We start from the raw sequence: 16,824 nt of genomic DNA, 5'->3' as shown, positions 1-16,824 counted from the left end.
ACTCCCTTAGCTCAAAAATTTCTTTAAGACATCGCTGATCGGCTTGTAAATCCATGTAAGAAAATCGAGCGGGCTCGGAAGGGTCACATGCATGATCAGCGCAAAGCTGAGTCCCGCCCCTACGAAAAGCAGAATGGCGAATACCCACAGCTCCTTCACTAATTTTTGTTTCCAAAGAGAAGGAACTTCCAGCATCGCGATTACGGCTGTTACCGCAAGAATCCCGCTAATTTTCCACATCGGAAACGCTCCTTAATTTTTTAATTCTTCCAGAAAAGAATTGTTTATCGTGCCTAGACGTCGTATTCGGATATCGACATTCACGTTTACCGGGAGATCGGCGAACTGCGCATCCCAATTTTCCCTTACCTTTTTCCAGGCTTTCGGTTCCGTGCGATGGAACACTTCACCGAATCCGAAAATGTCCACTTTATATTGGTTTTGCACCCTTTTGATCGTCGCTTCGAAAACTCCTTTACGGTCTTCTCGCCGATCGTTTCGAGCGTCTCGATCGAATTCGCTTTGGTCAGATCGATACGGCACGCGACTTCCCCCACGTTCGCTTCCGTTCGAATGTTCACATCTATCGCCGGCGCGCCGCCTGCAAGCTTTCCTTTGACGATCGTTTTCGACCGGATGACCTCCACCGAAAATCTGCCTCCTTCCGGGCAGTTCGCATATCCTATCGTGTTTTCCACATTATCGGTTAGAAAGTTATAAGCCTTGCTTTCGGTATCATCCAGCCAGCCGATCAGTTTATCGCCGTTAAATACCGCCAATCCTGCCGATTTCAGCCGGCTTTTTTGTATGAGGGAAGTGATGTTTTTTTCCGTTTTCCCCGCTTCGACGTCTCCGGTCGCTCTGACGCCGGTCAATACGGCGTGTTTGCCCGCGGTGGTCAAGCTGGAAATCAGCTTGTCCAATGTAACTTTAACCGAGGGTGCCCAAGTTCTCTGCGAAGTTTCCAGGGAATCGAACAGCTCGATGGACGGTATTTTTTCCAACGAGGTCATGATGGACAGGAGGTTTGCCGCTTCGTCGTCTCTCGCCACCACGATGTAAAAATCGGTGCGAAACTCATGATCCCGCGACATGAAATCCAACACCTCCCCGATCCCTTCTCTCGCCAGCGACTCTCCTAGAACTACGACCCGCACATGGGACGAATAAATATTTCGCGGACTTTCCTTCGTCATTTTGCGCATCGCTTCAATAATGGAAGCTCCGGTGGCCCGGTATAGGACAACGGGAGAACGAAGACTTTCCCCTTTTCGAGAAGCCGCTTGTCCCGGATTGACGACCTGTACGGATACTTTGTAGTTATCCCCTGCTCGATCGATGCCAAGTCCGACTGCAATTGCAAGCGTATTTAATTCCCGGCGATTCCAGCATCCCGTAGCGGTTGCGAGCAGGACGGCGGATAGAAACAATAAGAGCAGATTTCGTACCATAAACACCCCACCTTATTGAGCGATCGACATGACTACCGGCAGCCATAATGTTCTTATGACCGGGTATCCGGCTTCGGGGGCTTATTTCGTCCGCGTCGGACATTCTTCTGGCTGACCAGTCTGGGACGAGTGAACATGGCCCAGTGAGGAACCCGAAAGATGGTGTCTTTCAGATCGTCGACGATAACGGGAGCAAACGGACTCATGTAGGGGACTCCGAATGAGCGCAAGCTGCACAAGTGCAAAACAAGCGCGATGATCCCGATAATAATTCCGAAAATGCCAAAGGAAGCGGCGAGTCCCATTAATGGAAACCGCAGCATACGGATCGCGATGGACATGTTCGAGGCAGGAAAAACAAAGCTGGAAATCGCCGTAATCGAGACGACGATGACCATGGCGGCCGAAACGATGCCTGCTTCAACCGCCGCCTGGCCGATGACGAGCGTTCCGACGATCGACACCGCTTGCCCGATTGCCCTTGGCATCCGCAAACCGGCCTCCCGCAATATTTCGAATGTCACCTCCATCATAAGCGCTTCGATGAAAGCGGGAAAAGGTACGCCTTCCCGTTGACCCGCCAAGCTGATCAACAGCTGTGTCGGCAGCATTTCCTGATGAAACGTGGTGATGGCGATATAGATCGACGGACCGAGCAGCGCGATAAAGAAACCCACGAAACGAAGGATGCGGATGAAGCTGCTGATGTCGGCACGCTGATAATAATCTTCCGCAGAGTGGAAGAAAGAAATAAATAACGCGGGTACGATGAGCACAAACGGCGTCCCGTCTACCAGAATGGCAATTTTCCCTTCAAGAAGCTCGGCAGCGATAACATCCGGACGTTCGGAGTTATAGATGGTCGGAAACGGCGAATAGGCTTCATCCTGGATCAATTCCTCGACATAGCCGCTTTCGAGAATGCCGTCTATATCGATGCGATCGAGACGACTGCGCACTTCTTTTACCGTTTTGTCATTGACGATGCCGTGAATATACATGACGGCCACGCTCGTTTTCGTCACCCTGCCGATTTGTTTGCGTTCGAGCCATAAATTCGGGTCTTTGATCTTTCTTCGGATTAACGCCGTGTTGGTTTGCAAGTTTTCCGTAAAGCTTTCCTTCGGCCCGCGCACGACCGATTCCGTAGCGGGCTCGGTCACGCTGCGGCCTTCCCATCCGCTCATGCCGATTATTAAACCTTGCGAATATCCGTCCAGCAAAAGAATAACGCCGCCCGACAGGAGGGAAGTGAATAAAGGGCCGAACTCCGTTACGTCCTGAATGTCTCCTACGGAAAGGATGCGTTCCTTCATGTCCTGCAGCAGATTTGGATCGCTATAATCGGGGTCCGCCATGAGGGTTTCCATAATATGCTGTTGAGCGGACTTCATATCGACGAGCCCATCGGTATAACACATGGCGGCCCGAATCCGCCCCCCGGGGCCGATTCTGAATTCCCTGATCACGATGTCGCCGCTGTACCCGACAATTTCTTTCATTAGCTGAATATTTTCCGAAAGACTGGCCTTAAGCGATTCGGCAAGAACCGGTTGCCGGTTTTCGGCGTCATGTATGGACAAGCGATTAGCGTTAGCTTTTTTTTTGAAAAATTTCATGACCCGACCTTCTTCCGACTTGAGCTCCCAACTTTTTCTATTGTTTCCCGAACGCATGATTATAAACTTAAGAACCAATCCCCCAGAAGTGAAGATCTGCTTCGTTGATTATTCCTATTCCTTCCGGGGGAGCCCCCGTTATCCGCAGAAATTGGCTTCGCAAAATTCCTAAACATGCGAAAAGCCGTCCTGCACCGGACGGCTCTGACCTATCTTTATTGTTGCTGCACCCAACTTTCCAGCCACCACTGGCGGTCCTGCGCGTAATTATAACCGGTTCTCGGATCGGGCTCGATCATAATAAAGGAGCTCCACCAGAAAATGCCGGATCCGTGCACGCCGTTCGGATTGATGCTCGGGTCGCCCGCGCGTTCGAGAGCCAGTTGGTCTCTGGCCAGCTTTAACCCTATGGCGGCATTGTATATGTTCTCGACGGCGGGATCGTGATATACCGTACCGTCTTCCGCTATCTTCTTCTCATAGGAGGGCATCGTCGGATTCAGCATCGTACCCGGGTTGCCGCTGTGCGCAATCGCACGGGCGTACCGAACGACCGTAGCCTTCCAAAATTGCTGGTACGTCTCGGGAGAAGTAACGGGGGAACCATAGCCCATCTGATCGTACATCATCGGGTTCAGCATGTTGAATATGCCGGCCATCTCGCTGACGTACGCATCCGACCATACGGCCGAATCCGCGGGAGAAGCGATCGAATAGATGACGCTATCGCTTAGAACGGCCCGTACGTATTGCGCCGTCGATTTCAAGACCGGGTCGTTCGGCAGAAATCCTTCGATATCGAGCTGGATGCCGTCCGCTTTGTACACGCTGCCGTTATACGCAACGCCTTGATTGATCAGTTTGTCGGCGACCGCTCTCAGATTCGTATTGTACACGGCGTTCCCGAAGTTCGGATTGGCCACTTTTTTGCCGTTTTTCCATATCGTCCGTTTGCCGTCGTTAACCAGCACGATAACGCGCTGATCCGGCGCCGTTTCCTTGGAAATTTTGATCCACCGCGCCAATTGATTGTACCCTTGCTCCGAAAGCGTGCCGTTGCGGGCGTTTCCGCTCGAGATGAGCACCCCGATATCCGCCAGCTGGTATTTGATGCTGTATTTCCGCAACTCCAGTACCTTCTCCCGGATCTGCTCGTCCGTCAAAGGGATGACCCCGCTGAACCAATAAGAGTTCAAATAAGCGGTATTGTTCGCCTGCCAGACGCTCTCTTCCTCGCCGTAAGCGGCAAACGACATGGACATGGACAGTACGATGGCGATCAATACGAAACACCCCGCTATTTTGCTTTTCACTTTGCTGTTCCTCCCGGATGTAGACCGAATGATGTTATAATGGAATTATACGGAAAGAAACAGGCAAAAGAATAGATCATTTGGACTGTTTACATAAAATTAAGAGAATAGTCCCGCGAACGCGATATTCGGTTAATCGGACGCCCCCTCGAAAGAACGAGGACGGCACAATCCGTATGGGACAAAAGGTCGTCTCATCCTTTGGAGCTTCCATCAACCTAAAGAAATGTAAGTATTATCTAAATGTTATTAAACGGTTATCCCGTCCAATTACTATGACTCAGCCACCCGGCTTCAAGCCCAGCTTCTGTCTATTATCCTGCCACTTGGCCGTCATATATTGCAGCAGCTTCCCATAGCCTGCCGCGGTCGCCTCCTTGTCCGCCTGCGCCAGCACCGCGATGACTTCCGCGTCGTTCCGGGCGTTCAGCATCTTCGCCTTCGCTTCGTCGTAAATGCCCCGCACGTTCTCGGCGATCTTGCCCTCCTCCGACGTCGGATCCGGCTCCAGATTGACGAATTCGGTCGCATTGAACGACGTCTGCAGGCTGATCGCGGTTTGCTTCGGCTTCGAATCGTTTCCGCTCGAAGGGCGCTGCTTCTCCACGCTCTCCCAAGCTTTACTCATATAAGTCGAGTTCCCGGCCCATTGAAACGTATCCCATACGCCGAGCAGCCGGTTCACCTCCCCGATCTCGTCGTAATAGTTCGGTTTGAAAACGGGGAGACCCTCCTCGTCGGTTTCGCTCCAGTACAAGCTTTTCGGTCCGAAGTTCAATACGCGCTGCCCTTCCTCGCCGGTCAGCCAGTCCAAGTATGCGAAGATGCCTTCGGGATTGGCCGCGCTCGTGGTGATAACGGAAGCGTTCCAGCCGGTCGAATCGTACTGGGTCGGCCACACTTTATTGCGGTCCACCCCGTCTTTGCGCAGCGGCCAAATGAGCTTATACCCGACTCCCGAAGCCGAGGCGTCTTGGGTCAAGTTTCCGCGGCGCGTCAAGTCCGTGACGTTATAGGCCGCCATAACGGCCACCTTCCCGGAGGTGACCTTGTCTCTCACCTGCTCGAGCGTCTGGGTAAGCGGCTGCAGCGACATTAATTTCTCCCGGTACAGCTTGCTCGCGAACAGCATCGTTTCCTTATAGACCGGGTCGGAGAAAATGGACGTCAGCCGATCCCCGGAGGGTACCGCCAACTGGGATAGAAACATCGTCGGATGGTCGTTCGCGAAGCCGGAATACAATACGTCGATCCCCTGCCCCTTAATCGTCACCTCGAACGGAACGACATCCGGATATTTCTGCTTGACGAGCTGCAAATAAAGGTACAGATCGTCGAACGTTTCCAGCTTCGGCGAACCGAGCTCCCCGTAAATTTTGTTGTTGATGCTGTAGCCCCCGTTGCCGGTAGGAGCGGACGCATGCCAATTCGGGAACAAATACAGCTTGCCGTCCTCCGAACGGAGCAAATTGAGCGTAGCGGCCCCCGCCCACTTTTTCAAATTCGGATATTTCTCCAAGTACGGATCGAGCGCCACGAGCTTGCCCGCCTTGCGGAGCCGTTCCACGTCAGCTCCCCGTTCGGTGAAAATCACGTCGGGCAATCCTCCGGAAGCGAGCATCGAATTGAACGTTTGCGCGGCTTTGCCCCCGGACGGAATATTGGTAACGCTTACCTTTTTGTGTTCCTTAATCCAACGCGTTGCCGGATCTCCTCCCCACGGCTGCATCGCATACCAGTCATAGTTGCCGAACAAGCTGAAGGCAAGCGGCGTTTCCCCGAGCACGAACTTGCCTTCGCCTCCAGTCCCGGAGCCCGTCTGCTTGCTATTCATCTCCTGCGTCTTCTTGCCGTCATCATGCTTGTCCGATAAGCAGCCGGTGACCAGCGAGGCCGCCGCGAGAACCGTTATGCCCGTGCGGATCACCCCGTTTGCAGTTGCCATCCATATCCCTCCATCGTTTATACAAAACAACCCGCCATGATCGTCGAAATCTTGGCGGGTAAGCCTGTCGTGATATTCATTTTCAGTTGCCGTTGCCGATCTTCCGGAAAGCTTCCTGCATGATCGCGTAGCTCTTCTTCAGCCTTTCCTGGTATTGGACCTCGTTCCACGGCTTCCATTTATACTTGGGCATTCGGGACACATCCGTTACGCCGCTGCCGTCGCCCAAACCTTTGATCTCGTTCGTGCTTCTGTCCACGATCCACGGAATGAGGCGGATTCCGTCCACCTTCTGGGTTTGCAGCTTGCCGCCCTTCTCTTCGTAATTGACCGCCAGCAAGGAGCTCGGGTCCGCGAAGCCGAACAGCATCCACGGAATTCGCATCTCGATGACGTTCCCTTTCGCCTGCCACATCGCGAGCGAATTGTAATCCGGAGAAGACGGGTCCGTCGTACCGCGTCTCAGCTGGCCTGCCGCAACATCCTTGTACGGGCGGTAGTACTTGGCTGCCGGCGGGCTGAATTCCATGTCGAGGATCAGCTTCCACGGTTTAAACACCCCCGAGTCGTCGATCAACTCCTCTTCGACTACGGGAGCCATCCCGTTAATTCCGCCCCACAGCCGGGTCGTCAAGTCGTAATTCGAGGCGATGCTCACTTGGCTTTCCAACGTTTTGCCGATCGTGACGAGCGTCTCTAAGCCTTCGCTCAGCGTCCGGTTGCCCAATTCCTTCGAATGCCGGTTCCCGCCCTCCAGCGTGTCCGCTCCGATATACAATAGATGCCTCTCCGGATCGAACTCTTGCTCGAGCTCGCCGGCAATGTATACGTAAGCTTCGTCATGCGTTACCCACATGTTGTTCCAGCCGGGTACGCCGGGATCGAACTTCTTCTTGTCCTTGAGCTTCTCCCAGTCGTCCAAGCTGCCGTCGATCAAGAGCGGACCGTCCTTGCTCGAATACATTCCGGTAATGCCGAACAATTTCTCGTTCGTCAGCACGTTCAGCCAATATTTGCGCCGGTCGACCGGCTGCTCGAAATCTTGCGTATTCCACGTCCGCTTGAACCATTCGTCCTGCCACATGAACAGGATCGCGCCGGCATAGTTTTCCTGAACGATTTCGTGCAGCAGATCGGCATTGATTTTGCCCTGCTCCTCCTCCGTATGTCCGCCCTGATTCCGGCCGAGGCCGGTAATATGCCCGATTCCGAGCGAGGCGGGAACGCCGAACTCCGTAACCATAATCGGAATGCCGTCATGATGTCGCTTCAGCAGACGGAGGTAAGCTTTATACGTGTCGATTTCGCCTTTGTCGTTTTTGATGTTTTTCAGCGTCTCGTCGCTGCGGAAAAACTCCGGATAATACGGATAAGCATGGTACGATGCGAAATAACCCGCCGGCCAATCCACCGGCTCGATATGCATCGGATCGACGCCGACCAGATCCTCGGCGCGGTCGATTTCCCCCGGATGCTCAAGCGGGTCGGTCGATACCCAGTTCGTAAACGCCAGCGGATGCTGCCAGCCCTGCTTGCTCTCGAACGCGGCCAGCGTATCGAGCATCTCCGCCAGCATATTCTCGAACGGCGTCGCCCCGTCCTTCGCCTTGAAATGGGCGCCCCGGAACGGCTCCATCCCCGCGTTCGCCTTGTCCGTCGCCTCCACGATCGGCGGATCCCATTCCGTACCGATACTCCAGCCGAGCAAATAAGGTCCGGCATTCGCTCTGTATTTGCCGTCTGCCTTCCCTCTCTCCTTCGTAATGCTGACATCTCCGTATACGGCCCCGACCGCGTAAATGATCTCTTTCTTGAACTCTTTCGTGGCAAGGGGGCTTAGAGCGTCATGGGTCTTGATCATTTGCGCCTCGGGCGACCATACTCCCTGGATGAAATAGAGCGGCGAATCGGCATGCGCCTCGTTGTATTCGACCAAAGCTTCATAGAACACCGGCTCATGGATCGTATACACCCGGATGACGTTGGCGCCCAGCTGCTTGATCTCGTCAAACCAGCGCAAAAACGTTTTTTTGTCGATCGCGAGCTCCCCCGGGTCGTGGCCGGGCACCGTAGCCCCGACATTAACTCCTTTGGCGAAGAAAGACTGCCACTTCTGGCCCTCGAATATTTCGATCTGATCGCCCTGCGTGCGGAATTTGACGTTCATTCCGTTATCCTGCTTCGCGCTCTCTACGGAGGCGCTCCCGGCGCTGAGGGGCCGAAATTGCTGCCAGCCGAAATAACCGGCAAGCAGAACGGCGACGATCGTCAAGCTTAGGCGCAGCTTTATGTTCCTTTTCATAATGGCAACTTTTCTCCTTACTTATCGCGGCTTCCTGCTCCAATTGCGGTCCCGTGCCTCGCCGTCCGGCGTCAGCGCCAGCTTGCGCCAAGCGACCGTGTCGGTGAAAATCGTCTCCATGCCGCGGATTTGTTCGATTGTCGCTTCCTGCCGGATGTACCGGACCATCTTCTTGAATGCTTTCGGATAGTCGTCGAATTTTTTCACGTTTCATACACTCCGGCGTCGATATGCTTCAACAAAATGTCTCTCAATTCTCCCACATAGCTGGCAAGCGACCCGGACGGATTGTGGCGATTGCTCTGGGCTTCCGAAATAAAGTGCAGAAGTTCCTGGCGAAGACCGGTCAAATCCCCGCTTCTTTCCGTTGCTTTCAAGATCCCATTCCTCCTCCTATCGGCCTTGCACGGCAAAGCCTGTATCGTCGTCGTTAATCCGCTATTGCAGGAGTCGGCGAATTCTCGCTTCCAGCTCCACCGGGGAATAGGGCTTCGTCATGTAGTCGGCCACGCCCATCTCGAAGCAGGCGCTAATATCCCGTTCCATCCTTTTGTCCGACAGCACCATAATGCTGCAGTCAACGTATTGCTCTTTTTCCCCGCGTATGCTGCGGATCAGCTCGTAGCCGTCGTATACGGGCAGCGACAGCTCCGTTATGACGAGATCCGGCGACAGCGATTTGAACAGGCGCAGCCCGTCCAGACCGTTATCAGCCGTGTATACTTCGTAACCTTTCATCCGGAGCCGCGAATGGAGCAATTCGCCAACGGTGGCGTCCTCGTCGATGATGAGAATGGTCGATTGCTTCGTCTTCGCTTCCGGCTGATTGTAGATCAGAATCGGGTTGTCGTTGTCCGCTTCATCCGCGATCATATCGTGCATCGCCTGCACATCCGCTTCCTTGGGGACTCCGCATTCCGGAAAGCTCGTGATGAGCAGGCCGCCGCCCGGAATGTTCCCGTCCTGCAGATACTGTTTGACCGACAACGAAACATAGTGCGTATAGCTCAGCTTCTTGTCCGGCAGCAGGATGGCCAGCCTCCCGTAATTCGAGGCGTAGTAAAACTGCGCTTCGGGGTCCGGGCCGGAAATTTTCTCCTTCAACCGTGCAAGCCGGGCTTCGCTTAACGTACACTTCGCGAAAATTAGGCCGCATGCCGTCTCGGCCGATTCCACCAGCACCCGGCTAAGGCGATAAAACAAAGGTGCGGTTTCCATCTTTTCTTGCAGCAGTTGCATGGACATGACTTTAGTCACCTCTTAAACGGATTTGGTTATTGCGGGTTCGTCTGCGGAAGCTTCGGGCTGTTGCCGGTTCCGGCTATTTCGGTTTTCCAGCTTGTCCGGACCATGACTCCCCAGGAGTCGTCATTGCGGATATAATCGATATGTCCGAGAATTTTCCAATACACGTTAATCTGGTTGTAGCCGAGCGTCATGAGCAGCGAGTAGAACATCATTTTGACAAGATCCTTGAACTTCGGATACCGTCTGAACGCCATTTCCTCGATCAGCAAAGCGCCGCAGCTGAACAAAATTTCGACGAGCAGGCTTACGCCGATAATGAGCAGCATCATCTTGTAGTCGGCCATATTGAGCGAGATGTACGCGAACAGCGCCAAGTAGCCGGTAATTCGCAAATAAGGTCCGAGCGTTTCGAAAATCAACGTATAGGGCATGGACAGCAGTCCGACCGCCCTATATTTGGGAACGAACATCATGCTGCTGTATTTGAAAATATTTTTGATATTGCCCCGCGACCACCGCTTGCGCTGGCTTTGCAAAATGCGCATCGATTCCGGCGCCTGCGTCCAGCATACCGCGTCCGGACAATACGCGATCCGGTACGGGAGGTTATGGTCGAGCATATGCTTGTGAAGCTTGATGATAATATTCATGTCTTCGCCCGGAAACCCGTCCCGGTAGCCGTCGACCTTGATCAAATAGTCTTTGCGGAACAAGCCGAAGGCGCCGGATACGATAATGAGCCCGTTGATGGCGCTCCAGCCGATCCGGCCGGCGAGGAACGACTTCAAATATTCGATGTTCTGGAACATAGGAAGCAGCTTGCGCGGCAAATTCACTTCCGTCACGCTGCCGTTCTCGATCTTGCATCCGTTCGCCACCCGCACGTTGCCCCCGATCGCGATCGTTTCCTCGGGGTTCTCCATATAGACGGAGGCAAGTCGGATCAAGGCGTCCTTCTCCAGCAGCGAATCCGCATCGATCGTCGCCACGAGCGGATAATGCGATACGTTGACGCCTACGTTCAGAGCGTCGGCCTTGCCGCCGTTTTCCTTGTCGACGACGTAGAGCTTGGGATAGCGGGGATTATAATAAACGCCTTTGATCGGCATCGCTTCGAGCTCTTGCCTGGCGATATAGTTCGTCTTGCGGATCAGATTGAATTCGTCTATCAGCACCTGCAGCGTAGCGTCCTTCGATCCGTCGTTGATCACGATCACTTCATAGGTCGGATATCCCAAGTTCAGAAGCGATCGGACGCTCTCGATGATCGTCAGCTCCTCGTTATAGGAAGGCACCAGAATCGATACCGGAGGCACCTGCTCGGAACCGGACAGCTCGCGGTACCTGGCGTATTTGACCCCCTTGATGATGCCGATGATCCGTTTATGCGAGAGCAGCATGATGATCAAATAAAACACGTACACGGCAATAACCGAATATAGCGAAAACAGCGCATAGCCCAGCAGCAATTGTTTCATGCCGTATCTCCTTTCGAGAAGCCGAGTGCAACTTCCGCGGGAGGGGGGCCGCCGAAAAACTGCCGGTAAATGCGAAGCCTGCGGTTGTGCCAAACCGCCTGCTCGAAATCGTCGTAATAGAGCGCGCCTTTCGCCAATTCCTCCTGGATGACTTCATCAGCCAAGCTGGCCTGCATCGTTTGCTCTCCGTGCACGGCCACCTCGCACAATGCCCGGAACCCCGTATCCTCCAGCTGAATGAGACTTCTCGCACTGGCAACCTGTACGCGGCGGTCGGAATCCGCCAAGCCCTCCTTCAACAGATCGACCGTATGGACCATCCGGAGCCGGCCGAAAGCTTCGGCGACCGCGGCGCGCACATCGTCGTCCTCATGCCGCATCAGCTCTCTCATCTGCTCGGCGGTCATTTGCGTTCCTTGGCTGACGAGCGCCTGTACGGACAATAACCGGAGCTCGGGGTCGCCCGCATGCACGAACCGCGACAATACGTCGTAAGCGCCGGGAATCGTGCGATTTTGCAGGCCGGTCAAAGCAATTTTGACCAGCTCCTCGTCCTCCTCCTGCAAGTAGCTCATGAGCAGCGGGGTGCATTCCATCCGGGACAAAGCCAGCACCTCGGCGACGAGCCGGTGCGACTGCTTGCGGAAGCGGGCCAGGCAGCGGACCATCCGGTCCACATCTTCCTCGCTTTGGGCGCATTTGGATATGGCGCGGGCGATAACGAAAGCGGGCGAACCGTATTTCTCCTCTGCAAGAAGCTGCTGCAGCATCGGAACCGACTCCTTCGCCTGCATGACGCCGAGATTATAAGCCGCGTCCAAGCGGATCCAATGAATTTCGCTGCGCAGCCGCCGCATATTCAACTTTACGAGGCCGAGATCGCTGCACAGATCGGTCAATTTGTCCCGCTCGGCTCCGACGATCTTCTCCATCCATTCGAACAGCTTGCTTTGAATCACTTTGAGCTCGGTTCTCGTAAGCTCTCCGGACGGCTTCCGCAGCGGGGCCTCCTCATGCAAATGCGATTTGATATAGTCAAAGTAATCTTGATGCTTGTGCAAATACAGTACGGTTTGACGTTCCAGCCAAATCGCCCTCGTTCTTAGACCGAATAATACGAGAAAGACGAGGACGATCAGCACAACCAAAATATAGGCCAGAACGATAATGTCCGAAGCGTTCTCGGTCATACGGTTTCCCTCCTAGTCCGAATCATCTATCTATCTCTTTTTTTCCGGGTCATCTGCACAACCCGATTTTCGCCCTGGCCGGCGTTTATGTCGTATGCTTGCTCCTCATTTCCCTCTGCTGACATGCGATGAATTCCTCCATCGACGATTTGCTCACCCCCGATCGGATCGCACTGCGAATCAGTTGAATCCATTCGGAAGGCAGCGACTCCTTCTCTTCCGGCAACCTGTGCGGATTATCCCCCCTTTCGGATAAAAGCAAAAATTGTACGTTCACTCTCAGCACTTTCGCGATCTTCTCAAGAAAATGAATCGATGGGTTCGTTTGGATATCTCTTTCGATCATGCTCAGGTAAGACTTGGCCACTCCGGCACACTCCGCCAATTCCGACAATGAGATGCCCCTCTCGAGGCGCAGCTGTTTCACTCGCTTCCCTATCATTCCCTCATGACATCCTTATAAGAGATTTTCCCTTCGAAGGGTGTTCGCCGATAGAGTCGATCCGGCAAATCGTTCTCAGTTAAGAACCAATTATGAGTATAACCCAAATTTCGCAAAAACAAAAACAGCAAAATCTCGACAAAATTCTATAAAAAGAACGATATCCCCCATTTTCCTGCTGAAAATGCACGTTTCCTCCTTACATTAGTGCTTTATAAAGAACGATTTGTTCTATATAATCAAACGTGGTGTTCTTTATTGAGTTCAATCCCAATACTAGAGAGGACTATGTCGGAGAGGAGTATCCCAGCTTTTATTTGAGAGAAAAGGATGGTTGACTGATGAACATGCCGAATTCGAACGTGGGCGCCAAAGGGAAAAAAGCGAGTCCCTTTCCCTACTCCTTGTACATGTACTTCATCCAGCTTCGCCCCCGGCAATGGACCAAAAACTTGCTCGTATTCGCAGCGCTTATTTTCTCGATCAAGAAATCCGATATGGACATGCTGTTCCATTCGATCGTGGGCTTCTTCCTGTTCTGCTTCGTATCGAGCTGCGTCTATATTTTGAACGACTTCGTCGATCGCGAAGCGGACCGGCAGCATCCCGAGAAGTGCCGCCGGCCGATGGCTTCGGGCGCCATTAATCCTTATGCCGCTTTGCTGCTCGGCGCCGTGCTGCTCGTCTTCTCCTTGACGACGGCGTTAACGCTCAGCCCTCTGTTCAGCCTGCTGCTGCTCGTCTACTTTGTGCTGAACGTCGGCTACTCGTTCAAATTGAAGCATGTGGTTATCGTCGACGTGCTGATCGTCGCTTCCGGGTTTGTGCTGCGCGCCATCGGCGGCGGTCTTGTGATCGGCGTCTCGCTTACGCCTTGGTTTTTGATCTGTACGCTGCTGCTCTCCATCTTCCTCGCCATCAGCAAAAGGAGACACGAGGTGCATGCGCTGCAAAACGACAAAGGAGCGCACCGGAAAGTGCTCGATTTCTATTCGATCGAGCTGCTTAACCAGCTCAACAGCATCGTGACGACGGCGACGATTATGAGCTACGCCCTGTTCACCTTCACTTCCGGCCATACGATTCATCTGATGTGGACTTTGGTGTTCGTGCTGTACGGGGTGTTCCGTTACTTGTACTTGATCCATATGGAGAACAAAGGCGGCAAGCCGGAGAAGGTGCTGTTCGAGGACCGCCACATTCTCGTAACGGTTATGCTGTACGCCTTTTCCGTTGTCGTTATTCTGATTTATTTGGAGTAATCCCCAAAAAACCGAGATGAAGCTGAAGTTCAACTTTTGTATTACGGAGGAATGTTGATGAAATTCGTGTGGCTGCTGTCGTCCGTTCTGCTGGGCGTCGCCGGACAGCTATTGATGAAATGGGGGCTCATGAACCCGAAGCCGCTGTGGAACCAAGGGCCGAGCCTAGTAACGATGTTCAGCTCCTGGCCCGTGCTGGCGGGACTGTTCTCCTACGCGCTAAGCTCCTTGTTCTGGCTGCTCACGTTAAAACAAATGAACATCAGCGTAGCCTACCCGATGGTCAGCCTCGGCTATGTGGTCGTTGCTTTCGCCGGTTACTATTTGTTCAGCGAAACGATAACGGCCGGGAAATGGGTGGGAATCGGCTTCGTGCTGCTGGGAGTCGTATTCATATCGAGAACTTGAACCATGAACCGAAGACGGGGGAAAACGCATGATGCAGCAGGTTTACAGCTACTTATTCGCCGTCGTTCCGATGATCGCCTGGGTCGTCTCCGGATGCTTGAAATTTGCGATAAATTCCATCAGGCACGGCAAGAAGGCGCGGGAGCATATCGGTAACGGCGGATTTCCGAGCACGCACACTTCCGTCGTCTCATCCGTCACGATGCTGATCGGCTTCGCCGCCGGGTGGGACAGTCCGATGTTCGGCTTGGGCGTTGCCGTCACGATGATCGTCGTGATCGATGCTACAGGCGTGCGACGGGCGGTCGGAGAAAATTCGCGATGGATCAACGTGTTGTCGAGTCGGACTCCGGGAGGCGAGGCGGCGAAGCTGAGAGAAAAGCAAGGGCACTCGAGAATCGAAATCGCCGGCGGGTTGGCCGTCGGAACGCTCGTTGCCTGGATCGCATCCTTGGGGGTGCAATAACTTTTTCTAGGAGTAAGGAGAGATAGAGATGAATGACCGAATACAGAACACAAGCTTGCTCGCGGGTTTATCCCTATTGGTCTTTACTGCCGCGACTTTTGCGGTAACCGCGCTGTTGTTTCTCGTGCATGTCGAGATTACCGCCGCCAATCTGTTTATCGCGTTGGCCGTGACGGCGGCGTTCGTCTGGTTTGCGGCGAAAGCTTATTTCCCGGATCACCGCCCGCTTTATTTCGGCATCAGCTTTATTACCGCTTCCGCGTTGTTTTTTATATTTCTTGCCGTGAGCGGCTCCTTCTACGACTTGAGCTATGACGGACAAACGTATCACCAGGAAGGAATTCTCCGGATGGCCGACGGTTGGAATCCTTTCTACCAGACGCTGGGAGAACAAGGGGTACCTTACGCGATCTGGATCGACCACTATGCGAAAGCCGGCGAGACTACGGCGGCAGCGCTGTATGCGGTAACCGGCCATATCGAGCTGAGCAAAGTGTTCAACTTCCTGCTTATCGCAGGCTCGTTCTTCCTGAGCTTTGCCGCCCTGGCCGCGTGCCTCCCGAAGAAACGGGGGCTCGCCGCCATATTTGCACTGCTGCTCGCCTGCAACCCGGTCAGCATTTACCAAAGTTTGAGCTTCTACGTCGACGGACAGCTCGGCTCGCTGCTCATCTGCCTGGTCGCCCTCAGTGTCTTGATTTATATCCGGTACAACCATTATTTGATCGCCGCTTATTCGTTCTGCATGATGCTTACCATCAACAACAAATTTACGGCGATCGCCTATGTCGGGATTATGTGCATCGGACTCGTAGCGGCGCTGTACATTACGCAGAAGCACGGACTGCTGAAAAAAATGCTGATCGCGATGACAGCCAGCACGATTATCGCCGTCGCCATTCTCGGCTTCAATCCGTATGTGACCAATACGATGAAGTATCACAATCCGTTCTATCCGCTGGCGGGCGAAGACGCCAAAGACGTAGTCGCCGCGTTCACCCCGACCAGCTTCATGACGATGAACCGGTTCGAAGAGGCGGCCGTCTCCTATTTCTCGCAGTCGGAAGGAAACAGTACGAAGCGGGACGCGACGACGCTGAAGCTGCCTTTTACGTTCAGCATGGAAGAGCTGAAATATTACGGGATTCCCGATACAGCGATAGGCGGTTTCGGTCCGCTTTTCAGCGGCGTGCTTGTGCTTTCCTTACTGATCCTGATCATGGCGTTTCTGTTCAACATTCCGCGAACGGTGGTCGTGCTGGGGCTGCTCGTCATCCTGTTCGCTTCCGTATTTATCAACTACGCGGCCTGGTGGGCGCGCTACGTCCCGCACTTGTGGCTGCTGCCTTTCATCATCGCGCTGCTCGGCTTCAGTTTCGAGGAACGGAAAGTGATCCGGGGCGTCAGCTGGCTGATGGTAGCCGTTCTGTTCGTCAATGTCGCCATGGTGTCGTACTCCTACTTCGATCTGCAGTCCGAGTCGAACAAAGCTTTGAAAGGCCAGCTGCAGGCGCTGAAGCAAGCGGCGCAGCCGGTGACCGCCCATTTCTCTTACGCGTTCTCCAACAAAAACCGGCTGAAGGAGTACGGCATCGAGTATACCGAGGTAAAGGAGGAGCCGAAATGTGATACGAAGATGGAGCTGATCGATTCCGGTACGTTTGTTTGCACACGGTAACTGACTAAGCCGGCAAGGTCGA

General features: G+C 53.7%; 17 protein-coding genes. 4 read left to right on the top strand and 13 right to left on the bottom strand.

Going from position 1 to position 16,824, the window contains the following annotated elements; translation table 11 throughout:
• Positions 1 to 6: 6 nt before the first annotated feature.
• The 13 genes from FE783_RS20010 to FE783_RS19960 all read right to left on the bottom strand — a co-directional run bounded on the left by FE783_RS20010 (position 7) and on the right by FE783_RS19960 (position 12,988).
• Positions 7 to 240, bottom strand: coding sequence for a hypothetical protein (locus tag FE783_RS20010; protein ID WP_138881169.1), 234 nt, complete (start codon positions 238 to 240; stop codon positions 7 to 9).
• Between the two features lie 12 nt (positions 241 to 252).
• A complete protein-coding gene (locus FE783_RS38855) occupies positions 253 to 405 on the bottom strand; it encodes a Ger(x)C family spore germination C-terminal domain-containing protein (RefSeq protein ID WP_476638928.1) in 153 nt (50 codons plus the stop codon).
• Entirely contained in the window at positions 366 to 1,451 is a 1,086-nt protein-coding gene (locus FE783_RS20005; protein ID WP_338015879.1) for a Ger(x)C family spore germination protein, read from the bottom strand. Before FE783_RS20005 ends, FE783_RS38855 begins: the two co-directional genes overlap by 40 nt.
• A 53-nt stretch (positions 1,452 to 1,504) precedes the next feature.
• Positions 1,505 to 3,070 carry a spore germination protein gene (locus FE783_RS20000; protein ID WP_138881168.1) on the bottom strand — a complete coding sequence of 522 codons (1,566 nt, stop codon included), beginning with the start codon at positions 3,068 to 3,070 and terminating at the stop codon, positions 1,505 to 1,507.
• A 215-nt stretch (positions 3,071 to 3,285) separates the two neighbouring features.
• Positions 3,286 to 4,383, bottom strand: a complete 1,098-nt coding sequence (locus tag FE783_RS19995) for a hypothetical protein (RefSeq protein WP_138881167.1) — start codon at positions 4,381 to 4,383, stop codon at positions 3,286 to 3,288.
• Between the two features lie 280 nt (positions 4,384 to 4,663).
• Positions 4,664 to 6,328, bottom strand: coding sequence for an extracellular solute-binding protein (locus FE783_RS19990; protein ID WP_138881166.1), 1,665 nt, complete (start codon positions 6,326 to 6,328; stop codon positions 4,664 to 4,666).
• 82 nt (positions 6,329 to 6,410) lie between these two features.
• On the bottom strand, positions 6,411 to 8,630 hold the full coding sequence (locus FE783_RS19985; RefSeq protein ID WP_138881165.1) for a hypothetical protein: 2,220 nt from the start codon (positions 8,628 to 8,630) through the stop codon (positions 6,411 to 6,413).
• Between the two features lie 21 nt (positions 8,631 to 8,651).
• The gene (locus FE783_RS19980; protein ID WP_138881164.1) at positions 8,652 to 8,837 is read right to left on the bottom strand and encodes a hypothetical protein; all 186 of its coding nucleotides are present in this window, start codon (positions 8,835 to 8,837) and stop codon (positions 8,652 to 8,654) included.
• Positions 8,834 to 9,007, bottom strand: a complete 174-nt coding sequence (locus FE783_RS37645; protein ID WP_158301924.1) for a hypothetical protein — start codon at positions 9,005 to 9,007, stop codon at positions 8,834 to 8,836. Before FE783_RS37645 ends, FE783_RS19980 begins: the two co-directional genes overlap by 4 nt.
• A 61-nt stretch (positions 9,008 to 9,068) precedes the next feature.
• Complete coding sequence (locus FE783_RS19975) at positions 9,069 to 9,875, bottom strand: response regulator transcription factor (protein WP_138881163.1); 807 nt, start codon at positions 9,873 to 9,875, stop codon at positions 9,069 to 9,071.
• Positions 9,876 to 9,904: 29 nt separating this feature from the next.
• Positions 9,905 to 11,356, bottom strand: a complete 1,452-nt coding sequence (locus FE783_RS19970) for a glycosyltransferase family 2 protein (RefSeq protein ID WP_138881162.1) — start codon at positions 11,354 to 11,356, stop codon at positions 9,905 to 9,907.
• Positions 11,353 to 12,546, bottom strand: coding sequence for a HEAT repeat domain-containing protein (locus FE783_RS19965; RefSeq protein WP_138881161.1), 1,194 nt, complete (start codon positions 12,544 to 12,546; stop codon positions 11,353 to 11,355). Before FE783_RS19965 ends, FE783_RS19970 begins: the two co-directional genes overlap by 4 nt.
• Positions 12,547 to 12,631: 85 nt before the next feature.
• Positions 12,632 to 12,988 (bottom strand): helix-turn-helix domain-containing protein, encoded by a 357-nt coding sequence (locus tag FE783_RS19960; RefSeq protein WP_138881160.1) that lies wholly within the window; start codon positions 12,986 to 12,988, stop codon positions 12,632 to 12,634.
• A 410-nt stretch (positions 12,989 to 13,398) separates the two neighbouring features.
• Here FE783_RS19960 and FE783_RS19955 point away from each other — a divergent pair, with 410 nt between their 5' ends.
• The 4 genes from FE783_RS19955 to FE783_RS19940 are packed head-to-tail and all read left to right on the top strand — an operon-like array spanning position 13,399 to position 16,802.
• A complete protein-coding gene (locus FE783_RS19955) occupies positions 13,399 to 14,250 on the top strand; it encodes a decaprenyl-phosphate phosphoribosyltransferase (RefSeq protein WP_420799754.1) in 852 nt (283 codons plus the stop codon).
• Positions 14,251 to 14,307: 57 nt separating this feature from the next.
• On the top strand, positions 14,308 to 14,658 hold the full coding sequence (locus FE783_RS19950) for an EamA family transporter (protein WP_158301923.1): 351 nt from the start codon (positions 14,308 to 14,310) through the stop codon (positions 14,656 to 14,658).
• A 28-nt stretch (positions 14,659 to 14,686) separates the two neighbouring features.
• On the top strand, positions 14,687 to 15,124 hold the full coding sequence (locus tag FE783_RS19945; protein ID WP_238403169.1) for a divergent PAP2 family protein: 438 nt from the start codon (positions 14,687 to 14,689) through the stop codon (positions 15,122 to 15,124).
• A gap of 28 nt (positions 15,125 to 15,152) precedes the next feature.
• The gene (locus FE783_RS19940) at positions 15,153 to 16,802 is read left to right on the top strand and encodes a hypothetical protein (protein WP_138881157.1); all 1,650 of its coding nucleotides are present in this window, start codon (positions 15,153 to 15,155) and stop codon (positions 16,800 to 16,802) included.
• The last annotated feature ends 22 nt before the right edge of the window (positions 16,803 to 16,824 follow it).

Origin of the sequence: Paenibacillus mesophilus, from assembly GCF_005938385.1 — a bacterium.
GTDB lineage: Bacteria > Bacillota > Bacilli > Paenibacillales > NBRC-103111 > Paenibacillus_AB > Paenibacillus_AB mesophilus.
This window is presented reverse-complemented; position numbering and strand designations above follow the sequence as displayed.

What these genes read in the sequence shown, in the direction of transcription:
- FE783_RS20010 (WP_138881169.1), bottom strand. Translation starts at nt 240, where the DNA reads ATGTGGAAAATTAGCGGGATTCTTGCGGTAACAGCCGTAATCGCGATG.
- FE783_RS20005 (WP_338015879.1), bottom strand. Translation starts at nt 1,451, where the DNA reads ATGGTACGAAATCTGCTCTTATTGTTTCTATCCGCCGTCCTGCTCGCA.
- FE783_RS20000 (WP_138881168.1), bottom strand. Translation starts at nt 3,070, where the DNA reads ATGAAATTTTTCAAAAAAAAAGCTAACGCTAATCGCTTGTCCATACAT.
- FE783_RS19990 (WP_138881166.1), bottom strand. Translation starts at nt 6,328, where the DNA reads ATGGCAACTGCAAACGGGGTGATCCGCACGGGCATAACGGTTCTCGCG.
- FE783_RS19985 (WP_138881165.1), bottom strand. Translation starts at nt 8,630, where the DNA reads ATGAAAAGGAACATAAAGCTGCGCCTAAGCTTGACGATCGTCGCCGTT.
- FE783_RS19975 (WP_138881163.1), bottom strand. Translation starts at nt 9,875, where the DNA reads ATGTCCATGCAACTGCTGCAAGAAAAGATGGAAACCGCACCTTTGTTT.
- FE783_RS19970 (WP_138881162.1), bottom strand. Translation starts at nt 11,356, where the DNA reads ATGAAACAATTGCTGCTGGGCTATGCGCTGTTTTCGCTATATTCGGTT.
- FE783_RS19965 (WP_138881161.1), bottom strand. Translation starts at nt 12,546, where the DNA reads ATGACCGAGAACGCTTCGGACATTATCGTTCTGGCCTATATTTTGGTT.
- FE783_RS19960 (WP_138881160.1), bottom strand. Translation starts at nt 12,988, where the DNA reads ATGATAGGGAAGCGAGTGAAACAGCTGCGCCTCGAGAGGGGCATCTCA.
- FE783_RS19955 (WP_420799754.1), top strand. Translation starts at nt 13,399, where the DNA reads ATGTACTTCATCCAGCTTCGCCCCCGGCAATGGACCAAAAACTTGCTC.
- FE783_RS19950 (WP_158301923.1), top strand. Translation starts at nt 14,308, where the DNA reads ATGAAATTCGTGTGGCTGCTGTCGTCCGTTCTGCTGGGCGTCGCCGGA.
- FE783_RS19945 (WP_238403169.1), top strand. Translation starts at nt 14,687, where the DNA reads ATGATGCAGCAGGTTTACAGCTACTTATTCGCCGTCGTTCCGATGATC.
- FE783_RS19940 (WP_138881157.1), top strand. Translation starts at nt 15,153, where the DNA reads ATGAATGACCGAATACAGAACACAAGCTTGCTCGCGGGTTTATCCCTA.